The 19,084-nt window shown below is 68.6% G+C and carries 17 protein-coding genes; 9 read left to right on the forward strand and 8 right to left on the reverse strand.

Annotated features, from left to right (window positions below):
- Positions 1–100: 100 nt before the first annotated feature.
- Together D7Y04_RS01035 and D7Y04_RS01040 are read right to left on the reverse strand one after the other, a co-directional pair.
- Positions 101–397, reverse strand: a complete 297-nt coding sequence (locus tag D7Y04_RS01035) for a hypothetical protein (RefSeq protein ID WP_120597817.1) — start codon at positions 395–397, stop codon at positions 101–103.
- Positions 398–586: 189 nt separating this feature from the next.
- Positions 587–1,102, reverse strand: coding sequence for a hypothetical protein (locus D7Y04_RS01040; protein ID WP_120597816.1), 516 nt, complete (start codon positions 1,100–1,102; stop codon positions 587–589).
- A 212-nt stretch (positions 1,103–1,314) separates the two neighbouring features.
- Between D7Y04_RS01040 and D7Y04_RS01045 the strand changes: the two genes are divergently transcribed.
- Positions 1,315–1,773 carry a DUF2267 domain-containing protein gene (locus tag D7Y04_RS01045; protein WP_120597815.1) on the forward strand — a complete coding sequence of 153 codons (459 nt, stop codon included), beginning with the start codon at positions 1,315–1,317 and terminating at the stop codon, positions 1,771–1,773.
- A gap of 26 nt (positions 1,774–1,799) precedes the next feature.
- On the opposite strand, the gene D7Y04_RS01050 is transcribed toward D7Y04_RS01045, so the two are convergent.
- A complete protein-coding gene (locus D7Y04_RS01050; protein WP_121758045.1) occupies positions 1,800–3,293 on the reverse strand; it encodes an HAD-IG family 5'-nucleotidase in 1,494 nt (497 codons plus the stop codon).
- Between the two features lie 159 nt (positions 3,294–3,452).
- Between D7Y04_RS01050 and D7Y04_RS01055 the strand changes: the two genes are divergently transcribed.
- Positions 3,453–4,094, forward strand: a complete 642-nt coding sequence (locus D7Y04_RS01055; protein ID WP_121755024.1) for an SRPBCC family protein — start codon at positions 3,453–3,455, stop codon at positions 4,092–4,094.
- A gap of 1 nt (position 4,095) precedes the next feature.
- On the opposite strand, the gene D7Y04_RS01060 is transcribed toward D7Y04_RS01055, so the two are convergent.
- Positions 4,096–4,992, reverse strand: coding sequence for a LysR family transcriptional regulator (locus tag D7Y04_RS01060; RefSeq protein ID WP_121758046.1), 897 nt, complete (start codon positions 4,990–4,992; stop codon positions 4,096–4,098).
- Between the two features lie 87 nt (positions 4,993–5,079).
- Between D7Y04_RS01060 and D7Y04_RS01065 the strand changes: the two genes are divergently transcribed.
- A complete protein-coding gene (locus tag D7Y04_RS01065; protein ID WP_121758047.1) occupies positions 5,080–5,916 on the forward strand; it encodes an oxidoreductase in 837 nt (278 codons plus the stop codon).
- Here D7Y04_RS01065 and D7Y04_RS01070 read toward each other — a convergent pair.
- Positions 5,913–6,473, reverse strand: a complete 561-nt coding sequence (locus D7Y04_RS01070) for an imm11 family protein (protein ID WP_121758048.1) — start codon at positions 6,471–6,473, stop codon at positions 5,913–5,915. The two genes, D7Y04_RS01065 and D7Y04_RS01070, sit on opposite strands and share 4 nt — an antisense overlap.
- 104 nt (positions 6,474–6,577) lie before the next feature.
- Between D7Y04_RS01070 and D7Y04_RS01075 the strand changes: the two genes are divergently transcribed.
- From D7Y04_RS01075 to D7Y04_RS01085, 3 genes are read left to right on the forward strand one after another with little or no spacing between them, the layout of a single operon-like run.
- A complete protein-coding gene (locus D7Y04_RS01075) occupies positions 6,578–7,903 on the forward strand; it encodes a hypothetical protein (protein ID WP_199749590.1) in 1,326 nt (441 codons plus the stop codon).
- Positions 7,893–9,467: a restriction endonuclease fold toxin 5 domain-containing protein gene (locus D7Y04_RS01080; protein WP_121758049.1), complete on the forward strand. Its 1,575-nt coding sequence runs from the start codon at positions 7,893–7,895 to the stop codon at positions 9,465–9,467. The genes D7Y04_RS01075 and D7Y04_RS01080 overlap by 11 nt, the downstream gene beginning before the upstream one ends.
- Before the next feature lie 12 nt (positions 9,468–9,479).
- The gene (locus D7Y04_RS01085; protein ID WP_121758050.1) at positions 9,480–10,238 is read left to right on the forward strand and encodes an immunity 52 family protein; all 759 of its coding nucleotides are present in this window, start codon (positions 9,480–9,482) and stop codon (positions 10,236–10,238) included.
- Between the two features lie 14 nt (positions 10,239–10,252).
- Here the strand turns inward: D7Y04_RS01085 and D7Y04_RS01090 are convergent, their stop codons facing one another.
- Both D7Y04_RS01090 and D7Y04_RS01095 read right to left on the reverse strand, forming a co-directional pair.
- Entirely contained in the window at positions 10,253–10,729 is a 477-nt protein-coding gene (locus tag D7Y04_RS01090; protein WP_121758051.1) for a DUF2381 family protein, read from the reverse strand.
- 8 nt (positions 10,730–10,737) lie between these two features.
- The gene (locus tag D7Y04_RS01095) at positions 10,738–12,531 is read right to left on the reverse strand and encodes a serine/threonine-protein kinase (RefSeq protein ID WP_158627438.1); all 1,794 of its coding nucleotides are present in this window, start codon (positions 12,529–12,531) and stop codon (positions 10,738–10,740) included.
- A 257-nt stretch (positions 12,532–12,788) separates the two neighbouring features.
- On the opposite strand from D7Y04_RS01095, the gene D7Y04_RS01100 reads away from it, so the two are divergent.
- The 3 genes from D7Y04_RS01100 to map all read left to right on the forward strand — a co-directional run bounded on the left by D7Y04_RS01100 (position 12,789) and on the right by map (position 15,218).
- Positions 12,789–13,820: a helix-hairpin-helix domain-containing protein gene (locus tag D7Y04_RS01100; protein ID WP_120599398.1), complete on the forward strand. Its 1,032-nt coding sequence runs from the start codon at positions 12,789–12,791 to the stop codon at positions 13,818–13,820.
- A 160-nt stretch (positions 13,821–13,980) separates the two neighbouring features.
- Positions 13,981–14,220, forward strand: a complete 240-nt coding sequence (locus D7Y04_RS01105; protein WP_120560747.1) for a hypothetical protein — start codon at positions 13,981–13,983, stop codon at positions 14,218–14,220.
- On the forward strand, positions 14,217–15,218 hold the full coding sequence (gene map, locus D7Y04_RS01110) for a type I methionyl aminopeptidase (protein WP_121758053.1): 1,002 nt from the start codon (positions 14,217–14,219) through the stop codon (positions 15,216–15,218). Before D7Y04_RS01105 ends, map begins: the two co-directional genes overlap by 4 nt.
- A gap of 84 nt (positions 15,219–15,302) precedes the next feature.
- On the opposite strand, the gene pulA is transcribed toward map, so the two are convergent.
- Positions 15,303–18,719, reverse strand: coding sequence for a pullulanase-type alpha-1,6-glucosidase (pulA, locus tag D7Y04_RS01115; protein ID WP_121758054.1), 3,417 nt, complete (start codon positions 18,717–18,719; stop codon positions 15,303–15,305).
- Positions 18,720–19,084: the final 365 nt, after the last annotated feature.

A 19,084-nucleotide genomic window follows, 5' to 3' on the forward strand; every position in this document is an offset into this window, starting at 1 on the left:
CGGCGCTGATAGCACCCAGACGCACCGCGCCCCGCGGTGGAAGACGGTCCTTTCCGTCTCCCACGCGGGGCGTCGTCATTTCAGCGGAGGGCGTGTGCCCTCAGCCCCCGTGCAGCCGGGAGCGCTCGCGAGGACCACCCGCGCGCTTGATGTGGATCTGGCTGGGAGCCTTCTTGCGCCCCCGGAGCCCCGTGCCCCGGTTGTTGCGCTTGGGGCCGTGGTCGCCAGCGGCGGGGCCCAGCGTCACGCGCTTCAGTTCCTTCTCCCGCAGCTGCGCCGCCGCGTCGTCATGGGCCAGCGTCTTACGCCCCTTGCTGGCCTGTACGCTCGGCTGGGCCGCATGGGGATCCACGCGTCGCTTGTTCTTGATGCCTGCCACTCGGGTCCGCACGGACATGAAAGTCCTCCTTGGACCTGAGGTAGGGACCCATGCGGGGCGTTGCCATCCCTGGCGACGGGCGGGACAGGGGCCGCCTCGGGAGCATGTCGGGACGCGGGCGCCCGGTGGCGCGGGATGACAGGGGGCTCGCGAGCGGCGCTCAACACCAAGCGGGAATCCCGCCAGGCGCGGCCGGTGCGGCGGTGCTCAGGTCAGGTCTTCGTTGTCGCGGCGGGCGCGCTTCTTCGCCTTGGGCTTGCTGGACTTGCCCGCCTTCGCCTTGGGCTTCGCGGTCGTCTCCGGCGGGAACAGCCAGCCGTCCTCGGGGCGGGGCTGGGAGGCGTTCACCGGCTCCAGGTGCTGGCCGCGGCAGCCCCGGCACCAGGACTGCGGACGGCGCTGGCCCTGGCTCATGATGCGGAAGCCGAAGTCCTGCTCCGTGGGGCCCACGTGGTTGCAGCGCGGGCAGCGCGTCATGGACGTGGTGCCCGTCTCCCGGGCCTTCTCTCGTCCGTGCTCCACCACCAGCGCCAGCGCGGCGGCGAACCCGAGCTTGCGCTCCGTGGGGACGTGGAACTGACGCGCGCGCTTGCGGTTGCCCCGGCCCATCACGGGCAGGAGGTCCAGGCCTCCCAGGAGGTTTCGCTGCTCCAGGACTCGCGACGGAGACGATGGCGGGGTCGAGTGGCTCACGCGATCATTTCTACGGGAGGGGTCTGACATGGCCGGTCCACGCGCCGGGTCGCCAGGTCCCGCTCCATTCGGAGGTCTGGACACATGTTCAGTAACCCCTGGCATTTCCAGGGGATTCCCCCGGCGGCCGGGCGGGAGTGGGGCACAAGAGGGTGGGGCCCGCCTGCCTGCCGGGCGCTGACGGGCGTTCTGGTGACCACCTTCCAGGAGGTCCCGTCCCCCCTTGCCCAAGGTGTGCCCACATGGCCCAGGCCCATGAAACCGAAACCGAGAAGCAGGAACGCCACGCGCGGCGGCACGAAGCCCACCTGCGCGCCACCTACGCGGCGTTCATCCACCACGTCTGTGACTTGAGCGCTCTGCCTCCCGCGCTCGCGGAGTCCGCCGCCGTGTCGGTGCTGAGCGCGCTGGAGCGCCGGCTCATGCCCAACGGGGCGCGGAACCTGGAGTCCCAGCTGCCGCGGATGCTGGTGGAGTTCCTGCCGCCGCCGGAGGAGCGCCCCCGGCACCCCCACCGCTTCGGTCGCGAGGAGATGATCGCGTCCGTCGCGGAGGACCTCCAGATGCCGGTGGACCAGGCGGAGCTGGTGGTCCGCGCGGTGCTGCGCGCCTTCCAGGACCAGATATCCGAAGGCGAGGCGGACAAGGTGGCCAGCAACCTGCCCGCGGACCTGCAGGCCCTCTGGCGCCTCACGCAGTAGTCGCGAGGCGCCGCGAGGGCTCTTCGCTACTCCGCGGGGCCGCTGCCCGCGCCGTCCCCGGTGGTGAACACCGGGGTGCCGCCGGGGATGCTGGGGTCGTGCGGGAGGCTGCCGCGAGGGCTGCGCAGGTAGACGAACGGCGTGGCGAAGAGGAAGTTGCTCACGCGCGACGTGTAGATGTCCGCGTAGCGCTCCACCTGCCGCGCCAGGTGGCTCTTGTCGTTGCCGGCGCGGGTGAGCAGGCCCCAGTGCGGGTTGGACAGCTCACCGGCCGCGCGGGCCATGGGGCCCAGCTCCGCGTCCAGCGCCTCCAGCTCCGCGCGCAGCTCCGTGAGCCGCGTCACCAGCTCTCCCTCCGCGACGTCCGAGCGGGGGCCGTAATGGTGGCGACGGCGCTGGAGCTCCAGGCGCACCTGGCAGCTCTCCGCCTCCAGGCGCTCCTTCTTGAGCATGCGCTCGCCAATGCGCACCTCGGTGGCGCGGAAGGCGGCGATGGCGCGCACCTCGTCCTCCAGCTCGCGCAGGATGAGCGCGGTGCGCCAGCGCAGCACGTTCTTGCTGACGTGCACGTCGCCGAACATGTGGTCGCCCACGTAGAGGATTTCGTCGCCGGACAGGCCCAGGTGCCGCTCCAGCTCCAGCGCGCTGCCGCCGAAGTAGGGCTTGTTCTTGTCGAGCGGTCCGGAGTGCGGCCGCAGCAGCGCCTCGCCGTTGGCCTCCACCACCTCGAAGAGGGTGGAGCGCGTGGTGAAGAACTCGGGCTTGCGCGCGCTGACGATGACCACGTCGAAGAGCTGGCGCCAGGTCATGCCCTCGGGCAGGTGCCGGTCGAAGGCGAAGTGCATCATGGGCTCGGTGTAGGCCCACTCGCTGTTGGTGATGAGCAGCACCTTCTTGCCAGCGTTCTTCTGGTCCAGCAGCGCGAGCGGCGTCTCCGGGTCGTCGATGACGTAGCGCTCGGGGTCCGCGATGATTTCGGCCTTGAGGCGCCCCTGCATGTGCGTGGCGTCCAGGTTCTTGCGCACGTGCTCGTAGAGGTCCGCGTAGCCCATGGGACCGGGGAGCTGGCCGGCGTCCAGGCGGTCCACGAGCTGCGCGTAGATGCAGGCCTCGGAGAGGGAGAACAGGGTGTTGAGGAACACCCAGCGCCGGTCCGCCAGGTCGATGACGGTGCGGGTATAGGCCTCGCGCTGGGACTCAAAGTCCATGGGGCGGCTGCCGTGCAGGGCCTTCTTCACGAAGCCGAAGCGGTTGGCCTTGAGGAGGTTGCCCTTGGCGGTGTCGATGATGAGGCCGCGGATGGCGAGCATCGGGTCGAACGTCAGGTCGGCCACGGGCCATCCCTGCTCCACCAGACGGTCGCGAATGTATTCGTAGGCGCGGCGTTCCCACGCTTCCACGCGGTAGTGGATGAGCGTGTAGTCCATGTCGTAGCCCACGGCCTTGATGGCGCGCATGTTGAGGGTGCGGTTGCAGAACAGACCGCGTTCGGGCGGGGGACCGGAGAATTGAGGAGCCATGGGAGCAAGGCTTGCCAAGGCTTGCACGCAAAGTCGAGCGGCCCGTGTGCCCGAGTCGCTCCGTGGGCAGGCCTGGGTCGTCCGGGTGTCGGAAAGATGGGATACAGGTGACGCACGCGCCGCGAGGGCCGGCGGCGCGCGGAACCGAAGGGCAGACACATGTTGGGAATGACTCGGCGGTGGGGCCTGGCCCTGGCGGTGGTGCTGGCGGCGGGCGTGGCGGGGGCGCAGGAATGGGAGACGGTGGCAACGAAGCCCTTCGTGATCAAGGTCCGGCCCCGTCCGGGGACGAAGGCGAAGGACATCTGGGCGGAAGGCGAGCTCAAGGCGAGCGCGGCGCAGATCCAGGCGGCGCTGGAGGACCAGGCGTCGTACCGGCTCTTCATGCCGTACGTGAAGGAGTCGCGGGTGGTGCGGCCCACGGATGACGGCGGGCGGCTGACGTACACGCGGCTGGATCTGCCGGTGGTGTCCTCGCGCGACTACATCTGCCACGTGGTGACGGAGTCGAAGGTCGCGCCGGACGGGACGGGCGTGTACCAGCAGCGCTGGAAGGCGGAGCCGGACGCGTTCCCCGCCAGGCGGGACGTGGTGCGCCTGCGGCTGAACGAGGGCAGCTGGAAGGTGGAGCCGAAGGGCGAGGGCACGTCCTGGGTCGTCTACAAGTTCACGGTGGACCCCGGGGGTTCCGTCCCCGGGTTCCTGGCCAGCGTGGGGCAGAACGACGCGGTGGTGGACACGCTGCGCGCGGTGGAGAAGCGAGCGAAGTCGCTGCCCGTGGAGCCTCCTCCCGCGAAGTAGCTCAGCGCCGCCGCTTCAGCTTGAAGAAGTCGATGAGCGCCTTGAGCTTGGGAGCCACCTGGGCGCGGCTCGGGTAGTAGAGGAAGAAGCCGGGGAGGGTGGTGGAGTACGGTTCGAGCACGCGCACGAGCCGCTTCTCCGCGAGAAGTTTCCGGACGCGGCTCTCCGGGACATAGGCGAGCCCCAGCCCGGCGACGGTGGCGTCCAGCACCAGCTCCGCGTCATCGAACACCACGCGGCCCTCGACAGCGACCTCGATGCGCTTTCCGCCGTCGCTCAGCCCCCAGCGGAGGAGCCCGCCGGTGGTCCGGCTGCGGTAGTTGATGCAGTCGTGGTCGCGCAGCTCGCGAGGGTGCTTCGGCTTGCCGCGGTTCGCGAAGTACGACGGCGAGCCCACCACGTGCATGACGATGTCGCCGCTCACGGGGATGGCGATCATCTCGCGGTCCACGAGCTCTCCGATGCGGAAGCCCGCGTCGAAGCCCTGCTGGACGATGTCGACGAGCGCGTCGTCCAGATGGATTTCCACGCGGATGTCGGGATGGGCGGTGAGGAACTCCGCCAGGCGTGGGCCGAGCACCTCCTGGTAGCCGTAGCGGGGCAGGGTCAGGCGCAGCAGCCCCGTGGGCCGGTCGCGAAGCTCGCCCAGGGACTCGAAGGCGTCTTGCACGCCGTGCATCGCGGGTTCGAGCCGCGAGAGGAAGCGCGAGCCGGCCTCGGTGAGCCCCACGCTGCGGGTGGTGCGCTGGAGGAGCCGCACGCCCACGCGTACTTCCAGGGCCCGGAGGCTCTGGCTCACCGCGGAGGGAGTGACCCCTAGCTCCGACGCGGCGGCGGTGAAGCTGCGTCTGCGAGCCACCGCGAGGAACGCCATCAGGCCGGAGAGGTCGTCGCGCATTCCTTAGCGTAGCTACAAAGTGCATGCAGTGACGACGCGTTTCGGAGCGGAAGCCCGGGGCGTACTTCATGAGCCACGGAGGCAGTCATGAGCGCACAGGGCAACAAGGTCTGGTTCGTCACGGGGTCGTCGTCTGGGTTTGGCCGCAACATCGTGGAGGAGGTCATCGCGAGAGGGGAGCGCGTGGTCGCGACGGCGCGAGACCCGCGCACGCTGGAGGACCTGGTGGCGAGGGCCCCGGACCGGGTGCTCGCGGTCCGGCTGGACGTGACGAAGCCAGAGCAGGTGCAGGAGTCCATCACGGCGGCGCTGAAGCGCTTCGGTGCCATCGACGTGCTGGTGAACAACGCGGGCTACACGCTGTTGGGGGCGGTGGAGGAGACGAGCGACGCGGAGCTGCGAGCGGCCTTCGAGCCGCTGTTCTTCGGAGCAGTGGCGATGACGCGAGCGGTGCTGCCGCACATGCGGGAGCGGCGGACGGGCACCCTCGTGCAGCTATCGAGCGTGTCCGGGCTGGTCTCATACCCGGGCGCGGGTGCGTACGGCGCGGCGAAGCACGCCCTGGAGGGCCTGTCCGAGTCGCTGGCGAAGGAGGTCGCGCCGTTCGGAGTGAAGGTGCTCATCGTGGATCCGGGCATGTTCCGCACGAAGCTGCTGGGCCCATCGTTCCGGCCGATGCCGGAGCTGGCGGCCTACGCGGAGACGATGGGCCCGATGCGAGCCTGGGTGGCGCAGTCCGCCGGCACGCAGCCGGGTGACCCCGCGAAGGCCGCGAAGGCCATCGTGGACGCCGTGGACGCGGGCTCCCCGACGCTGCGGCTGTTCCTGGGGCCGGATGCCCCCGCGGCCGTGCGCGAGAAGCTCGCGCAGGTGCTGGACGACGTGAACCGCACGGAGCAGGTCGCGCTCGCGATGGGGTTCTAAACAGGCGTGAACAGCACGCCTGTGGCCTTCAACGACTCCAGGCCCTGTTTGATCTCCTCGGAGATGAGGAGAGGGCCCGGCCAGCCCCTGGCTCGAAATGCGTGTGCATTCGCGATGCGAGCGGGATCGACGTGCAGATCCCGCACGGAGGAGTACTGCCCCTCCGGGATGCCATCCTCCTCGCTCCAGAACTGCACGCGAGATGCGCGCTCGTCGATGCACTCCAGGAGCCGGGTCACGACGAGGATGCAGTACTGGTCGGGCTGGCCGGGAACATCCACGGGCAGGATCTGCACGTCCCGGGGTGCCCTTTCGAGGAAGACGTTCGCGACCCGGACGTGAACGACAGGAACGCTGAGTCCCGCGAGCGAGAAATCGAGCGGGTGACCTGGAACATCAATGGGAACTCGGAACCTGGGTGGGACGGCGATGGGGCGTCCCTCCGTGAACTGCCAGGGGTCCTCCAGTTCCGAACCGTCCGGATGGGTCGGATGGGTGAGGTGCCAGCGCCCAGGATGCTGAACGTCGTCATTCAGTTCGAAGAAGCTGCGGCTCATGGGTGACGGGATTCTGAGCCGAGGGCTCCGGCAAGGCTGTCGGACCGACCGAGTATGACCTGGTTCCACTCCCCATGCAGGGACGCAGCCAGGAGTCACGAGCGATGGGTGGTCGCCGGTGGATCGTGCTGTGGTTGGGACTCCTTCCTGCACTGAATGCAGTTGCATCACCTCCTGACTCCGAGGACTCACCGGTCGCGGAACGCTCGGTGTACTCGCTGACGCGGCTGGAGATGACGACCCTCGCGCTGATGCCGCGTACAGGGACAGGCGCGGATGAAGGCTTCGCCCAGGTCGAGCCCACGCTCATCCTGGACGGTGGCCCGGAGCTCGGCATCAGCCTGGGGGCTCCCGTCCGGTTGCGATTGTGGGGTGGCGAAAGAGGCGCAGGCCGTCTCCGGCGCGAAGACTGGGACAGTCTCTCCGACTGGGGCCAGCTCTTGCGGGCCCTCAAGCTGGGCTCGGACGCATCTCCCGTGGGCGTCTGGTTTGGAGCCCTGGAGGACTACAGCCTGCTGTCGGCGCATCTGGTGCGCCGCTACTCCAACCGGACGAACCCCGACTACCACCCGGCGGGAGGCTTTCTCACAGGCACGCTGGGTCCGCTCTACACGGAGGCCTTCGTCTCGGACGTGCTGGGCGCGCGGTTGATGGGCGCGGAGCTCTCGCTGGACGTTCAGCACCTCCTCTTCGGGCGAGGCCGTGAGGCAGGGCGCTACACGCTCGCCATCTCCGCCGTGCACGACTGGGGACGTGCCGGAGGACGTGCGCCCGGGGTGACGCTGGCGCATCTGGACGGAACGGCGGTGGTGCTGACGCGTCCGGGCCTTGAAGCGCACCTGCTGATGGGATGGGGAGGACGGCCAGGTGAAGGGGGCGCGTGGGGCGCGGTGGTGGGGGCTGGCGCGGACGCGGAGACACCCACGATGGACCTCTCGTTGCGGCTGGAGGTGCGCAGGCAGCACGGAGGTTTCCGGCAGGGCTTCTTCGGGCCGGACTACGAACTGGCCCGCTTTCGAACGGCGGGCCCGGACGGCGCCCCGCTGGCGACGGCTTCCTTCCCGGATGGCTACTCCCTCCAGGGCGAGGTGCGGGCGGGTTGGGATGCCGTGAGCTACGGCGGCCTCTACAAGCACCTGAAGCTGTCGCTGAGCGCGGAGGCCTTCTCCTGGGGCCGCGTGGACGTGGACGGCCGGGTGGCGGTGCAGCTCCTGGGGCGCGACCTGGAAGTGGCGCTGAAGGGCTTGGGGATGGGCCTGGGGCAGCCCGGAGCCCGCTACCTGGGAGCCGCGGAGGCACGTTGGCGGATCCTCGCGGGGAAGCTCTACGTGATGGGCACGGGAGGCACGCTGTTGTTCCCGGACGGGGACGGAGCGCTCCGGCCTGGAGCCTTCGCTTCAGTGGGCCTGGGGGTGGACAATGCGCGCTGAAGCGCTGTGGGTGTGCCTGGCCGTGCTCGTCACTGGCTGCACGCCACTGCGGCCCGTGTCCGGCAGGAACCTGAGCTACACGCCACGCACGGTCGCGGTTGAGGCATCCCCTGAAGCATCCTCGCACGCAGCCATCGTCGAGCCCGCGGAGGATCTGCCTCGGCTGCACCGGCGCAAGGCCATCCGCCAAGAGGGAACGGGCGCGAGTCCAGGCCGTGTGGCCGTGGCCGCGAGTCCGGCACTCCAGGCGGATGTCTGGGAGAAGTTGCTGACGGACGCGGGGCTGGAAGAGGGCGACGAACGACCGCTGCCAGGAGGGCCGCTCACCCCCATGCAGGCGGCGCGGCTCCTGACCCTGCTGTTGCGCAAGCCCGTGACGCTGGGAACCTTTCCCTCCCGTATGGCCGTAGGCCAGGTGTTGAGAGAGGTGATGGCGGAAGGCGCGATGTCACGCGACGCCCTGTCGCGCAGGGTGGAGCGCTACAGCCGGGTCGCGGTGTTGCGGCCAGACGGCTACCTCGCCTGGGTGTGGAACGGCCGCACGCAGCAGAAGGCCGGAGCCGTGGAGTGGAAGGACGGCGCGTTCCGGGCAGGCCCCTTCGAGCTGGGCCGCTTCTACGTGAGCAACGGCTTCGTCTTCCAGCTCGCGGACGAACAGATGGCGCCGGTGAACGGCCCGGTGTTCGTCGAGGTGTATGACGACGCCGACGTCATTGGCAGGACGCTGGACGGAGCGGAAGCCGCGGTCGTGAAGCTGGCGCTCGCGCTGGGGAAGTTCTTCACGTACCCGCTGGACAGCGTCACGGCGTTAAAGGACCTGCCCGCGGGAGTGGCCGCGCTCCTGGCGTCATCGCCCGAATACTTCGAACGCTTCCGGTTCATGTCCCGAGGCGACCAGATGCGGACCGTGGCCGAGTTGGCCACGAACCTCCTCCTGACCACAGGCTCCGCGACATCCGCGACGCGAACAGTGACAGGGGCAATGACGGGTGCCGAAGCAACGGTGCCGGTGTTGTCGCTGTCGGCGCAAGGAGCGCTCGCCATCGAGCGGGTCGCGGTACCCGTAGGCCGCGCGGCCTCCGTCCTGGGAGGAGGTCCGGGGGCGGCCATCATCCTCCAGCGGGCATCCACGGCGACACAGGGAGGCGCACCCTCCAAGGGGCCCGGCCAGTGGGCACCGGCGAAGGAGTCCATGAAGCCGCGCGCCCGGCGCTATCAGGAGCAGATCACAGGGCACTCCGCGGATGAGGCGTACTGGGTGGGAGGCACCAGCACGCAAGCGGGAGGAGTGAAGTTCGACGGCTTCAAGGACGGCGTGCTACTGGAGGCCAAGGGTCCCGGTTACGCGAAGTTCTTTGACGGTCTGGAGCCCAAGGCGTGGTTCAAGAACTCAGGAGCACAGGGCCTCATTGATCAAGCCCGGCGACAAGCAGAGAAGGCCCGTGGAATGGGTTTTCCTGTTCGGTGGCACGTCGCGGAGGAGTCGGCCGCGAAGGCCCTTCGTGAACTTTTCAGGAATGCCCGTGTCGAGGGGATCGAAATTGTCCACACTCAGGTGCTTTGAGTGGATGAGCGAATGACCGTCAAGCCCGAGCCCGAGACCTACCCCGACACCTACTTCGCCGGTGCCTATTGGGGGCCGCGCAAGGAATCGCCCGAGGAATGCGCGCGGCGTGTGGCCAGGTTCCTTGAACTGTTGGCCGAGTGTGACCCCTTCTTGTCCCACTGGTACAAACCAACCCGGTCGCGTCGGGATGCAACCAAGCACCCTCTCATGCCACCTGATGTATCCGTCCTCGCTGAGATGTTGAGGAAGGGCGCCAACCGGGAGCGGGGTGGGCCTGCCATCGAGTCACTCGGCTTTGGCCTGTCGTTCGACAACGGCGGGACCCGTCGTGATTCTGCGGACCTGCGGATCTACTGCGGGGGATATTCGGATGCCGCGCCCAACTCGTGTTTCTTGTCTCTTCCCAGCCAGGGCGCGAATGCCGAGCGGATCTTCACGGCTCCTGTGTTGACGGACATCGTGCGCAGCCTGGCCGTTGCCTGGGAACCCGACTGGGTGACGGCCATGTCCCGAACGCATCGGGATTGGGACGACCCAGCGGGCAAGGCCGACCTGTGGCTGGGTTGGGTGACCTATCTTGGTTGTCAGCGGGGAACGGTCCCTCCACTTCCTGCTCCCGTGCGCATCGAGCCCGTGGAGGACAAAGGCACGCTGATCATCCTGACGCCTGAGCGATTCACGGTCGCCAATCCCGAGCACAGCGCATTGGCGCGTCGCGTGCGCGAGTTGCTGGCCAGGGCGGGCCTCATGCCGCCCGTCATGCCCTGACCGACGTGGATTGATCAGATGGAAGGAAATCGCACTCCCGGTAGCACGAGCAGTCGTGTTCCTTCCGCGTCCTGAAGCTCCAGCGTGTAGACGCCGCGAGCCTCACGGGACTGGGCTTCGGCTTCCACGATGATCCAGGCGATTCCGTTTTCGGAGTCGGGAGCCACCTCGACGACTTCCATGACCCTCAAGGTCTGATGACTTGGACCGCTGAGGCTTGCCTTGGCAGCCTTGCCAGGCAGGGACGTCCGCCCCGAGAACTCCAACTGCACTGCGATCCGGCGCACGGAGCGAAAACTTCTGACCTGGAATTCCGTGCCCAAGAGACCCTTCAGTTCCAACGTCTGGACTCCCCTTTGATCCAGAATCTTCTTGGAGAGCATCGTCGCCAGTCCCATGTCGGGACAGACCTGCTCGGGAAGCGGAGTGGCTGCGTCGTTGGACACACCGCCATCTGCGGCTGCCAGAAACGGAAGCAGAAGCAGGAGCACGCGTCCTCCTATTCGTCGTATCGCCACACGGTCCGCACGGACATCAAGTTGGGAACGACCGCGGTGTTCTCGTCTCCCCCCTCGCTCCGAGGAACGCCCCGCGTACGGTCATCCAGGAACCAGAGTTCGATACAGACGGGATATGTTTCACCTGTTTTCTTCTGACGCAGTTGGGTGAAACGACCGTAGACCCGCTTGGAACCGACGTAGAGCGTACCGGTCAACATGGAGCCCCACTGCACACGTCCCTCGCTGCCGTGCGTGTACACAGCGGCGCGTCCCTCGCGGACGGTGACGAAATCAGAATTCGTCTTTGGATCGAACAGGGCGGCCCACTGCACCTCGTCGACCTTCAGCTTTTGCATTGCCGCCTTCGCATCCTCCGGACAGTCCTCGGCGGGGGGCGTGGGCCGGTCCACCAGGGGGGCGCTGGCGCAGGCCATGCCCGCCATGCAAGACGCAATCGTCGCGGCCTTGAGCGCACGAACGGGCTTCGGAGACGGCGGAACAGGGGGCTTGGTCGTCACGGGAGCGTGTTCCTCCTTCAACGCCGCCACGGGGGCAGCGGTCACCAGGGCGGCGACGGGAACACTGTGCGGGCGGTCCGGCGTGATCGCCACTTTATGACCAACAGGGGCGGAAACACTCTCTGGGACCTGGGGGGTTGTATGTCGAGTCCAGCCCCGAAGCAGGACCTCCCAGGTCCCGGGTCCCGCCAACAGCAATCCCAGGCACACCACCACTCCCGCCCACCCCCAGGCCGGGAACCGACGCGGGGCCACCGGCTCGGGAACAGGCCGGGGCCTTGGCGCGGGCTTCAGGTACGGCTGCGCGGGCCACGCCGGACGGCGGATCTGATTCGGCGTGCCCGGAATCTCATCGAAGAGGTGCGCCTCGAACGCCGTCGCTCCACCGGAGAGCAGCCCCCGCATCAGCTCCGAGTGCGCCACCTCCCCCGTGCGAGGCCTCTGTTCCGGCTCCTTCTCCAACAGCCGCAGGATGGCCCGCGACAGGGGCTCCGGCACCTGGGGGTTGATGTCCCGCGGAGACGGCGGCAGCCGCTCCGTGATGGCCACCGCCAGCAACTCCGGCTCCTGCCCCGGCGGGAACGGGTAGTGCCCCGTGACAGCCCGGTACAGGCACACGCCCAGGGCATACAGGTCATCCGCCTCCCGGTATGGATAGCGCAGCTCCGGCTGCCTCCAGTGGCGCTGCTGGAAGCGGATGGCCTCCGGACTGCGCAGGTGCAGCGTCCCCGGGGGCAGGGTGGTGGTCGTGAGCGTCGCGGCCCCCGTCTGGTCACCCGCCCCGAAGTCGATGAGCACCGGCACCTGCTCCCTCGCGCGGATCAGGATGTGCTCCGGCTTCAGGTCGCGGTGCAGCACGCCTCGCGCATGCAGCACGCCCAGTGTCATCGCCACCGAGCCGCCCACCATGGCCACCTGCCGGAACGTGGGGTTGACCGCCTCCGTCCAGAGGTGGAGCGCCATCCCCTCCACGCAGTCCATGACGAAGTACGGCAGTCCCTCCACCGGATCCGGCCACCGCCCCGTGGCATGCACCCGCACCACGTTCGGATGCCACGCCCGGTCCAGCAACAGCGCCATCTCCCGCAGCGCCCGGGCCGGGTCCGGATGCAGCGACAGCTTGAGCGCGAAGCTCCGCCCCGGCGCGTCCAGCGGCTCCACCCGGTAGACCGCGCCGTACCCGCCCACTCCCAGCGTCCCCTGCACGCGCCAGCGCCCCACCACCGCGCCGGGCTGGAGCGCCCCCGGGAACACCTGTGACCCTTCCTGACCCATGGACTCCCAGGGTCGCATGAACTCCACTCAACCTGGAAGGTCCCTCGGAACGGGGTGCCGGAGACAACCCTGGGTCCGTGTGTTCTCACGTCAGGAAGTCTCGCCTCGTGGAACCGGGCGGAACGCTGTCAGCGGAACAGAGGGGCGGTGACCGAAATGTGACACGAAAAGGGCGTGCATCGGGCCGGTGGTGTCAGACGGATTTGATGTATTAAGCCGCGTCTCATCGCAGCTCTCCCCCCATTCAGGAGTTCCTGATGCGTCGTATTGGCTCAGCCCTTCTCGCCGTGAGCATGCTCGTTGGTTGCGGTCCTGGTACCCAGGCGGAGACTCCCCCCGAGTCCGCCCCGGCCGCCGAGCAGCAGCAGCAGGCCCCCATCCTCACCACGACGAACGTCGACGTGGCCACCGAGTGCTCCGGCATCCTCGAGTTCGCGAACACGGCGTCGTACTCGCTCCTCGACCGCTACCTGCCCAGCAACGTGGTCACCAACATCGTGAACCGCCGCGCCACCACGCCGTTCACGTCGCTGGCGGACCTGTCCACCGTGCCGCTCGTCGGCCCGGCCCGGCTCAAGCAGCTGGAGGGCGGCGCCCGGACGATGGACTTCATCGACGCGGACTGTGTCGGCATCCTGGATGGCATCGCCATCTCCCGTGACGACCAGACCGCCATCGTCGCGCTGGTGAACAGCATCGACGACTCGGAGCTGCACGACGTCCTGCCGGACGCGTGGAACGGCGCCGTGAACCTGCTCAACGCGCGCCCCTTCGCCAACGCGCAGCAGATCGCCGACACGGCGGGCATTGGTGACGTGAGCTTCCGCAACATCCGCAACTCCGCCACCCTGAGCCGCCCCCTGGAGGCGCTCTTCACCGCCATCAACGCCATTCCCTCCAACGGCTCCTACGGCGCCACCACCCTGCGCCACTTCGACTGGTGGAACATCGCGTCCGCCAACCACTACTACCGCGACGACAAGACGTGTTTCGGCCTGGAGCCCACCAGCGTCCCCTACGGCGCCTCCATCCGCCCGAACCTGGCCGATGCCGCCGAGGTGCGCGCCGAGGTCCAGCGCGCCTTCAACTACGTCAACGGCAACTCCCACATCTCCAACTCGGTCCGTGACGCGGGCTTCAACAACCTGAACGCGCTGACGCAGGGCCGCTCCTTCAAGGGCTGCATCATCACCTACGAGAACGACCCCTGGAGCCGCAACACCGTCCACATCTACGTGGACACCGTGAACGGCTTCAGCGTGATGACCGAGACCTGGTGGGCGGAGTAGTCCTCCCCACCTGACGTCCCTGCCGTCCCGAAGCCCCGGGTTCCCTCATGGAGCCCGGGGCTTTGTCGTGTCCGGAAGCAGGCAGGCCCCTGGAGGGCAGCCTCCCGGCCCGGGAAGGAATCCGTGCATCCCCGTGTGTCTACGGGTATAGACACGCCCCATGTGCCCCCTGGTGAACACGAAGGACCTGATTGACGCCCAGGAGGTGGCGGGCCTGTTGCGCCTGGCCCACCCCAACAGCGTCAGCACGTACCTGCGCCGGTACCCGGACATGCCCCGTCCGGTGCTCGACCTGGGCGCCGGGCGCCCGCGCCTCTGGCTCAAACCCCAGATGCTCCGCTGGGCCCGCGCCCGCCAGGCCGCCGCCACCACCGACACAAGCTCCCGAGGCTCCCGATGACCACCGCCACCCCCCGAAACGCCCCCGCCGTCCTCCCCGGGCCCAATGACGCCTGCTGGTGCGGCAGTGGCTCCAAGTACAAGAAGTGCCACCGCGGCGCGGACACCGTGGAGGCCCGCCGCAAGGGCGCCGACACCAACCGCAAGGGCATCCGCCCCGGCATCGTCGGCCCCCGCCGCGTGGTGCCGCTCACCATCGGCCGGCCGGACTACGCGGACTCCGTGGCCGGCCGTCCCTCGCGCTCGCGCAACGAGCCGGACGTGAAGTCGGCGGACGTCATCGCCCGCATGCGCCGCGCCTGCCAGGCCGCCGCCCAGGTGCTGGCGGAGACCGCGCAGCACGTGCGCGTGGGCATCACCACGGACGAACTGGATGCCATCGCGCACGAGGCCTACCTCAAGCGCGGCGGCTACCCCAGCACGCTGAACTACCACAAGTTCCCCAAGTCGCTCTGCACCTCCGTCAACGAGGTCATCTGCCACGGCATCCCCGACAGCCGCGCGCTGGAGGACGGCGACATCGTCAACCTGGACATCACCATCTACCTGGATGGCGTCCACGGCGACTGCTCGGCCACGTACCTGGTGGGCAACGTGGAGCCCCAGCACCAGCGCCTGGTCCAGATCGCGAAGGAGTGCCTGGACATCGGCATCGCCGCGGTGAAGCCGGGCCGGCCCATCAGCGACATTGGCCGCGCGGTGGAGGCCCACGCCGTGAAGAACGGCACCAGCGTGGTGCGCGCCTACTGCGGCCACGGCATCGGCGAGACGTTCCACACCGCGCTCCAGGTGCCGCACTACTACGAGCCCGAAGCCGACACCGTCATGCAGCCCGGGATGATCTTCACCGTGGAGCCGATGATCAACCAGGGCCACTGGGACCACCGCACGTGGAACGACGACTGGACCGTCGTCACCGCGGACGGCCTGCGCAGCGCCCAGTTCGAGCACACCCTGCTCGTCACCGACACGGGCGCGGAGATCCTCACCGTCCCCTGAGCTTCGCCGACCCCTGAAACACCACGGGCCCCGGACGCGCTTCGCATCCGGGGCCCGCTTCATTTCCAGTCCAGTGACTTCAGGCTACGCGCGGCGGCGGCGCAGCTTCAGCGCCAGGCCGCAGAGCATCAGCAGGCTGGTGGCGCCCAGCGGACCGGGCACCGTGCTCTGGCAGTTGCAGCCGTCGGACTCGTCCGGGTCCTGCGGATCCGGATCCACCACGGCGTCGTCGGTGACGAACACGGCGGTGCTGCGCGCCGGCACCGTGAAGCCGCCCGTGGCCGCGTCGTACGCGGACGTGCGCACCACCGTGTCCGAGGACGCCCGCAGCACCGGGTGCAGCACCAGCTTCAGGGACTTGTACCCGTCCGACTTGAACGTCTGGGCTTCGTCCGTGCCGTTGAACAGCACGATGGCGCGCTTGCCCTCCGCGTTCGTGCCGTGGTCCTGCATGGCCATCACGATGAGGCCCGGAATCTGGTCCGGACCGGTGTTCTCGAAGCGCACCAACTGCTTCACCTCGTCACCGGTGCGCAGGCGGAACAGCCGCGAGCTCTTGCGGATGGTCAGCATCTCCTCGAAGTGGTTGCGCGCCCGGAGGATGTCCGCCGACGACGGCTTCAGCGCCGCGTCCGCCAGCAGCGGCCCGAAGAGCGACCAGTTGCCCTGGTTGTCCGCGGCCGGGGGCAGACCCACGCCCCAGTTGTTGGACTGGTAGGTCCAGTCCACCTTGTTGAACCAGTCACCGGAGTTGTAGCTGTTGCGGTCCAGCGACTTGGAGCGCAGCAGTTCGTCACCCGCGTGGAAGAACGGGATGCCCTGGCCCAGCGCCACCAGCGAGATGCCCAGGTTCTGCATGCGCACGCGCTCCGCCATGGGCAGGTCGCGCCGCGCCTTCAACTGCACCGCGTCGAACAGCGTCTCGTTGTCGTGCGCGGAGACGTAGGTGATGACCTCCTGCGGGTCCAGCGTGTAGCCGGCCTTGGCGCCGTTGTAGTCCACGCCTTCGCCCAGCACGGTCGCGCCGGTGCGGTCCACCAGCGAGTAGTCCTTCAGGTTGCCGGTGAGGCCCACGCGGATCCAATCGCTGTAGCGCAGCAGCTTGTCCTTCTGCTCCGCCTCAGTGCCCTGGCTCGTGCCGTTCGGGTCGGACAGCAGGCCCGTGATGAAGCCCTGCTCCTGCAAGCCGCTGAAGGGGCCACCGCCGCGGGCGCCGTCGCGCAGGCGGTCGTTGAACGAGCCGATGCCCGTGCCCGCCATGTTGGCCTGCGTGGCGTTGATGCCGCGCGCGTTGCCGGCCACCTCGCCGAAGTCCCAGCCCTCGCCGTAGACGTAGATGGCCTTGCCGTCCACGCCGTCCTTCTCCACGGTGAGCCCGTCCAGCGTGGCGCGCAGCTTCACCATGTTGGACTTCAGGTGGTGGCCCATCAGGTCGAAGCGGAAGCCGTCCACCTTGTACGCCCTGGCCCACGTCACCACGGAGTCGATGAGCAGCTTCTCCATCATCGCGTTCTCGGACGCGGTGTTCTGGCAGCAGGTGCTCATCTCCACGTTCCCGTCGTCGCTGAGGCGGTGGTAGTAGCCCGGGACGATGCGATCCAGCACGCTCTTGGCGTCCTGCCCGGCGGAGTTGGTGTGGTTGTAGACCACGTCCATCACCACGCGCAGGCCGTGCTGGTTGAGCGACTGCACCATCTCCCGGAACTCCACCGTGCGCGTCGTGCCCTGCGCGTTGGTGGAGTAGCTGCCCTCCGGCACCGTGTAGTGGAACGGGTCATAGCCCCAGTTGAAGCCGTCCAGGTCCGCCACGGCCTTCACCGCCGCCTGCTGCTGGTCGGAGTCCGCGGGCAGCGACACCAGGTCGCCCGCGGGGTGCTGCTGCGCCGCGCGGTCCTCGTTGATGGTCGCGATGTCGAACACCGGCAGGAGGTGCACGTGCGTCAGGCCCGCCTTCGCCAGCCGGGTCAGGTGCTTCATGCCGTCCGAGTCCCGGGTGAAGGCCTTGAACGTGCCGCGCTCGTTCTCCGGCACCGTCAGGTCGTTGATGCTGAAGTCGCGCGCGTGCAGCTCGTAGAGGACGATGTCCTCCGGGGCCTCCAGCGCGGGCTTCGCCAGCGTGCTCCAGCCCTGCGGCGCGAGCGCCGGGTCCGCCAGGTCCACAATCTGGCTCAGCTCGCTGTTGGTGGAGAGGGACACCGAATACGGGTCGGTGACGCGGTTGGTGACGACCTTGCCCTCCTTGCGGGCGTAGACCTCCACCTCGTAGAGGAAGAAGCGGTTCTTCCACGACGCGTCGCCCGTGGCGCTCCAGACGCCCTTGTCGCCGGCCGTCATGGGCACGCGGGTGAAGGTGGACGTGGGGCTGCCGTCCGCGAACAGGAGGACGTTCACGCTCTTCGCCGTGGGGGCCCACAGGCGCAGCGTGGGGATGCCGTTCTCGAACGTCGCGCCCAGCGCGCCGTCATACGTGTCCAGGTCGTCCAGCGCGCCCGCGAACTGCGTGCTGGTGGCGTCCAGCATCACGCCCTCCGCGTTCGTCGCGGACACGGCCACCTGTCCCTTGAGCCACGCGGCCGCGTTGGCCACGTCCGCCTGGGCGAGCTTCAGCACCTTGCGGCCCACCAGGTTGGGGAAGCGCGCGGCCTGCGCGGCGGTGAGGCCCGCGGCGTCCACCGTCAGCGTCGCCAGGGTGCCGCCCTGCACGCCAGCGCCGCTCAGCGTCATGCCGCCCGTGGGCGCCGTGTGCAGCCTGAACACCGTGCCCGCGGGGGCCGGGACCTCCGGGCTCCACACCACGGTGTCGCGCGCAATCCAGTGCGCCCGCGCCAGCAGCAGGTCGCCCGCGGGGGCGCCCGCGGCGCGGATGGTCACCTTCTTGGAGGCACCGGAGTCGAAGGTGAAGATCATCTCCTGGTTGTCCGTCTCCACCGCGAACGACGCGTTGCCGCCGGGGTAGGCGGTGGTCCACTGCTCATCGAGCGCGACCTTGCACTCGTAGTTGCCCGCCGTCAGGGCCTTCGTGGTGAAGGTGTAGATGCCGTCGCCGTCCAGGTCATGCATCATCGAGCGCAGGCAGTCCGGCTTCCAGTCATCCGGACAGCCCAACTGCTTCTGGAACGAGCCCGCCACCGTGGCGATGGTGCCGGAGCGGCTGCTCGTCACGTACAGCGTGTTCGCGTCGAAGTAGAACTTCACCGCGCCCGCTGTCGTCTGGTTCAGCACCACGTCCGCGCCGCCCGGGCCGCCGTGCGTCTGCGCCAGCGAACCGTCCAGCGCGACCTTGAAGTGCCAGGTTCCCGCCGGCACGTTGAACGAGCCCTGCCACTTGGCGTCGTCCGCGTCGTACGCCAGCGCCGTCTGCGCGCAGGTAGGGTCGTTGTTGGCGGCACAGCCCGCGCCCGTCTGCAGGTCGCCAATGACAGTCACCGACGTGGGCGCCGCCAGCGCCGCCATGGGAAGCAGCGCGGCGAAGAGCCCGCCGAACGCGAGCGCTCGCGTCATGCGGGGTACTGCGAAAGGAACTCTCAGGGGAAACCTCCAAGGGGGTGGAAATTTCCGGGCAGGGTAGCAGCCACCCTTGTCGCAGGTGATCCCTGCCCGTTTTCAGGAGTTACAGGACTCTCTGGATGATCTGGGTTGGGACCGGCGCCGCCACCCCACGACGTCGGATGCCAAAGGACGCAGAATCGAGACGCGGTGCGGCACGAATCGCGCGCTCCGTTGAGTCCGCCCGCGCCATGCGTCACACGGGTGTACAGAGGAAGACATCCGGGGCATGCCGCGTTGCGGCATCAGCCGATTGTTCCGACGCCCCTTCACCCACTTCAAGACTGTTGGATACAGTGCCGCGCCCAGATGGCCCCCAG

It is taken from the genome of Corallococcus sp. AB038B, from assembly GCF_003668955.1.
GTDB classification, from domain to species: Bacteria; Myxococcota; Myxococcia; order Myxococcales; family Myxococcaceae; genus Corallococcus; species Corallococcus exiguus.

Bases quoted from the DNA above. Each gene is read 5' to 3' on its own strand.
- D7Y04_RS01040 (WP_120597816.1), bottom strand. From the start codon at position 1,102: ATGTCAGACCCCTCCCGTAGAAATGATCGCGTGAGCCACTCGACCCCG.
- D7Y04_RS01105 (WP_120560747.1), top strand. From the start codon at position 13,981: ATGTGCCCCCTGGTGAACACGAAGGACCTGATTGACGCCCAGGAGGTG.
- D7Y04_RS01100 (WP_120599398.1), top strand. From the start codon at position 12,789: ATGCGTCGTATTGGCTCAGCCCTTCTCGCCGTGAGCATGCTCGTTGGT.
- D7Y04_RS01085 (WP_121758050.1), top strand. From the start codon at position 9,480: ATGACCGTCAAGCCCGAGCCCGAGACCTACCCCGACACCTACTTCGCC.
- D7Y04_RS01080 (WP_121758049.1), top strand. From the start codon at position 7,893: ATGCGCGCTGAAGCGCTGTGGGTGTGCCTGGCCGTGCTCGTCACTGGC.
- D7Y04_RS01075 (WP_199749590.1), top strand. From the start codon at position 6,578: ATGGGTGGTCGCCGGTGGATCGTGCTGTGGTTGGGACTCCTTCCTGCA.
- D7Y04_RS01055 (WP_121755024.1), top strand. From the start codon at position 3,453: ATGTTGGGAATGACTCGGCGGTGGGGCCTGGCCCTGGCGGTGGTGCTG.
- D7Y04_RS01070 (WP_121758048.1), bottom strand. From the start codon at position 6,473: ATGAGCCGCAGCTTCTTCGAACTGAATGACGACGTTCAGCATCCTGGG.
- pulA (WP_121758054.1), bottom strand. From the start codon at position 18,719: ATGACGCGAGCGCTCGCGTTCGGCGGGCTCTTCGCCGCGCTGCTTCCC.
- D7Y04_RS01050 (WP_121758045.1), bottom strand. From the start codon at position 3,293: ATGGCTCCTCAATTCTCCGGTCCCCCGCCCGAACGCGGTCTGTTCTGC.
- D7Y04_RS01095 (WP_158627438.1), bottom strand. From the start codon at position 12,531: ATGGGTCAGGAAGGGTCACAGGTGTTCCCGGGGGCGCTCCAGCCCGGC.
- D7Y04_RS01060 (WP_121758046.1), bottom strand. From the start codon at position 4,992: ATGCGCGACGACCTCTCCGGCCTGATGGCGTTCCTCGCGGTGGCTCGC.
- D7Y04_RS01065 (WP_121758047.1), top strand. From the start codon at position 5,080: ATGAGCGCACAGGGCAACAAGGTCTGGTTCGTCACGGGGTCGTCGTCT.
- D7Y04_RS01035 (WP_120597817.1), bottom strand. From the start codon at position 397: ATGTCCGTGCGGACCCGAGTGGCAGGCATCAAGAACAAGCGACGCGTG.
- map (WP_121758053.1), top strand. From the start codon at position 14,217: ATGACCACCGCCACCCCCCGAAACGCCCCCGCCGTCCTCCCCGGGCCC.
- D7Y04_RS01045 (WP_120597815.1), top strand. From the start codon at position 1,315: ATGGCCCAGGCCCATGAAACCGAAACCGAGAAGCAGGAACGCCACGCG.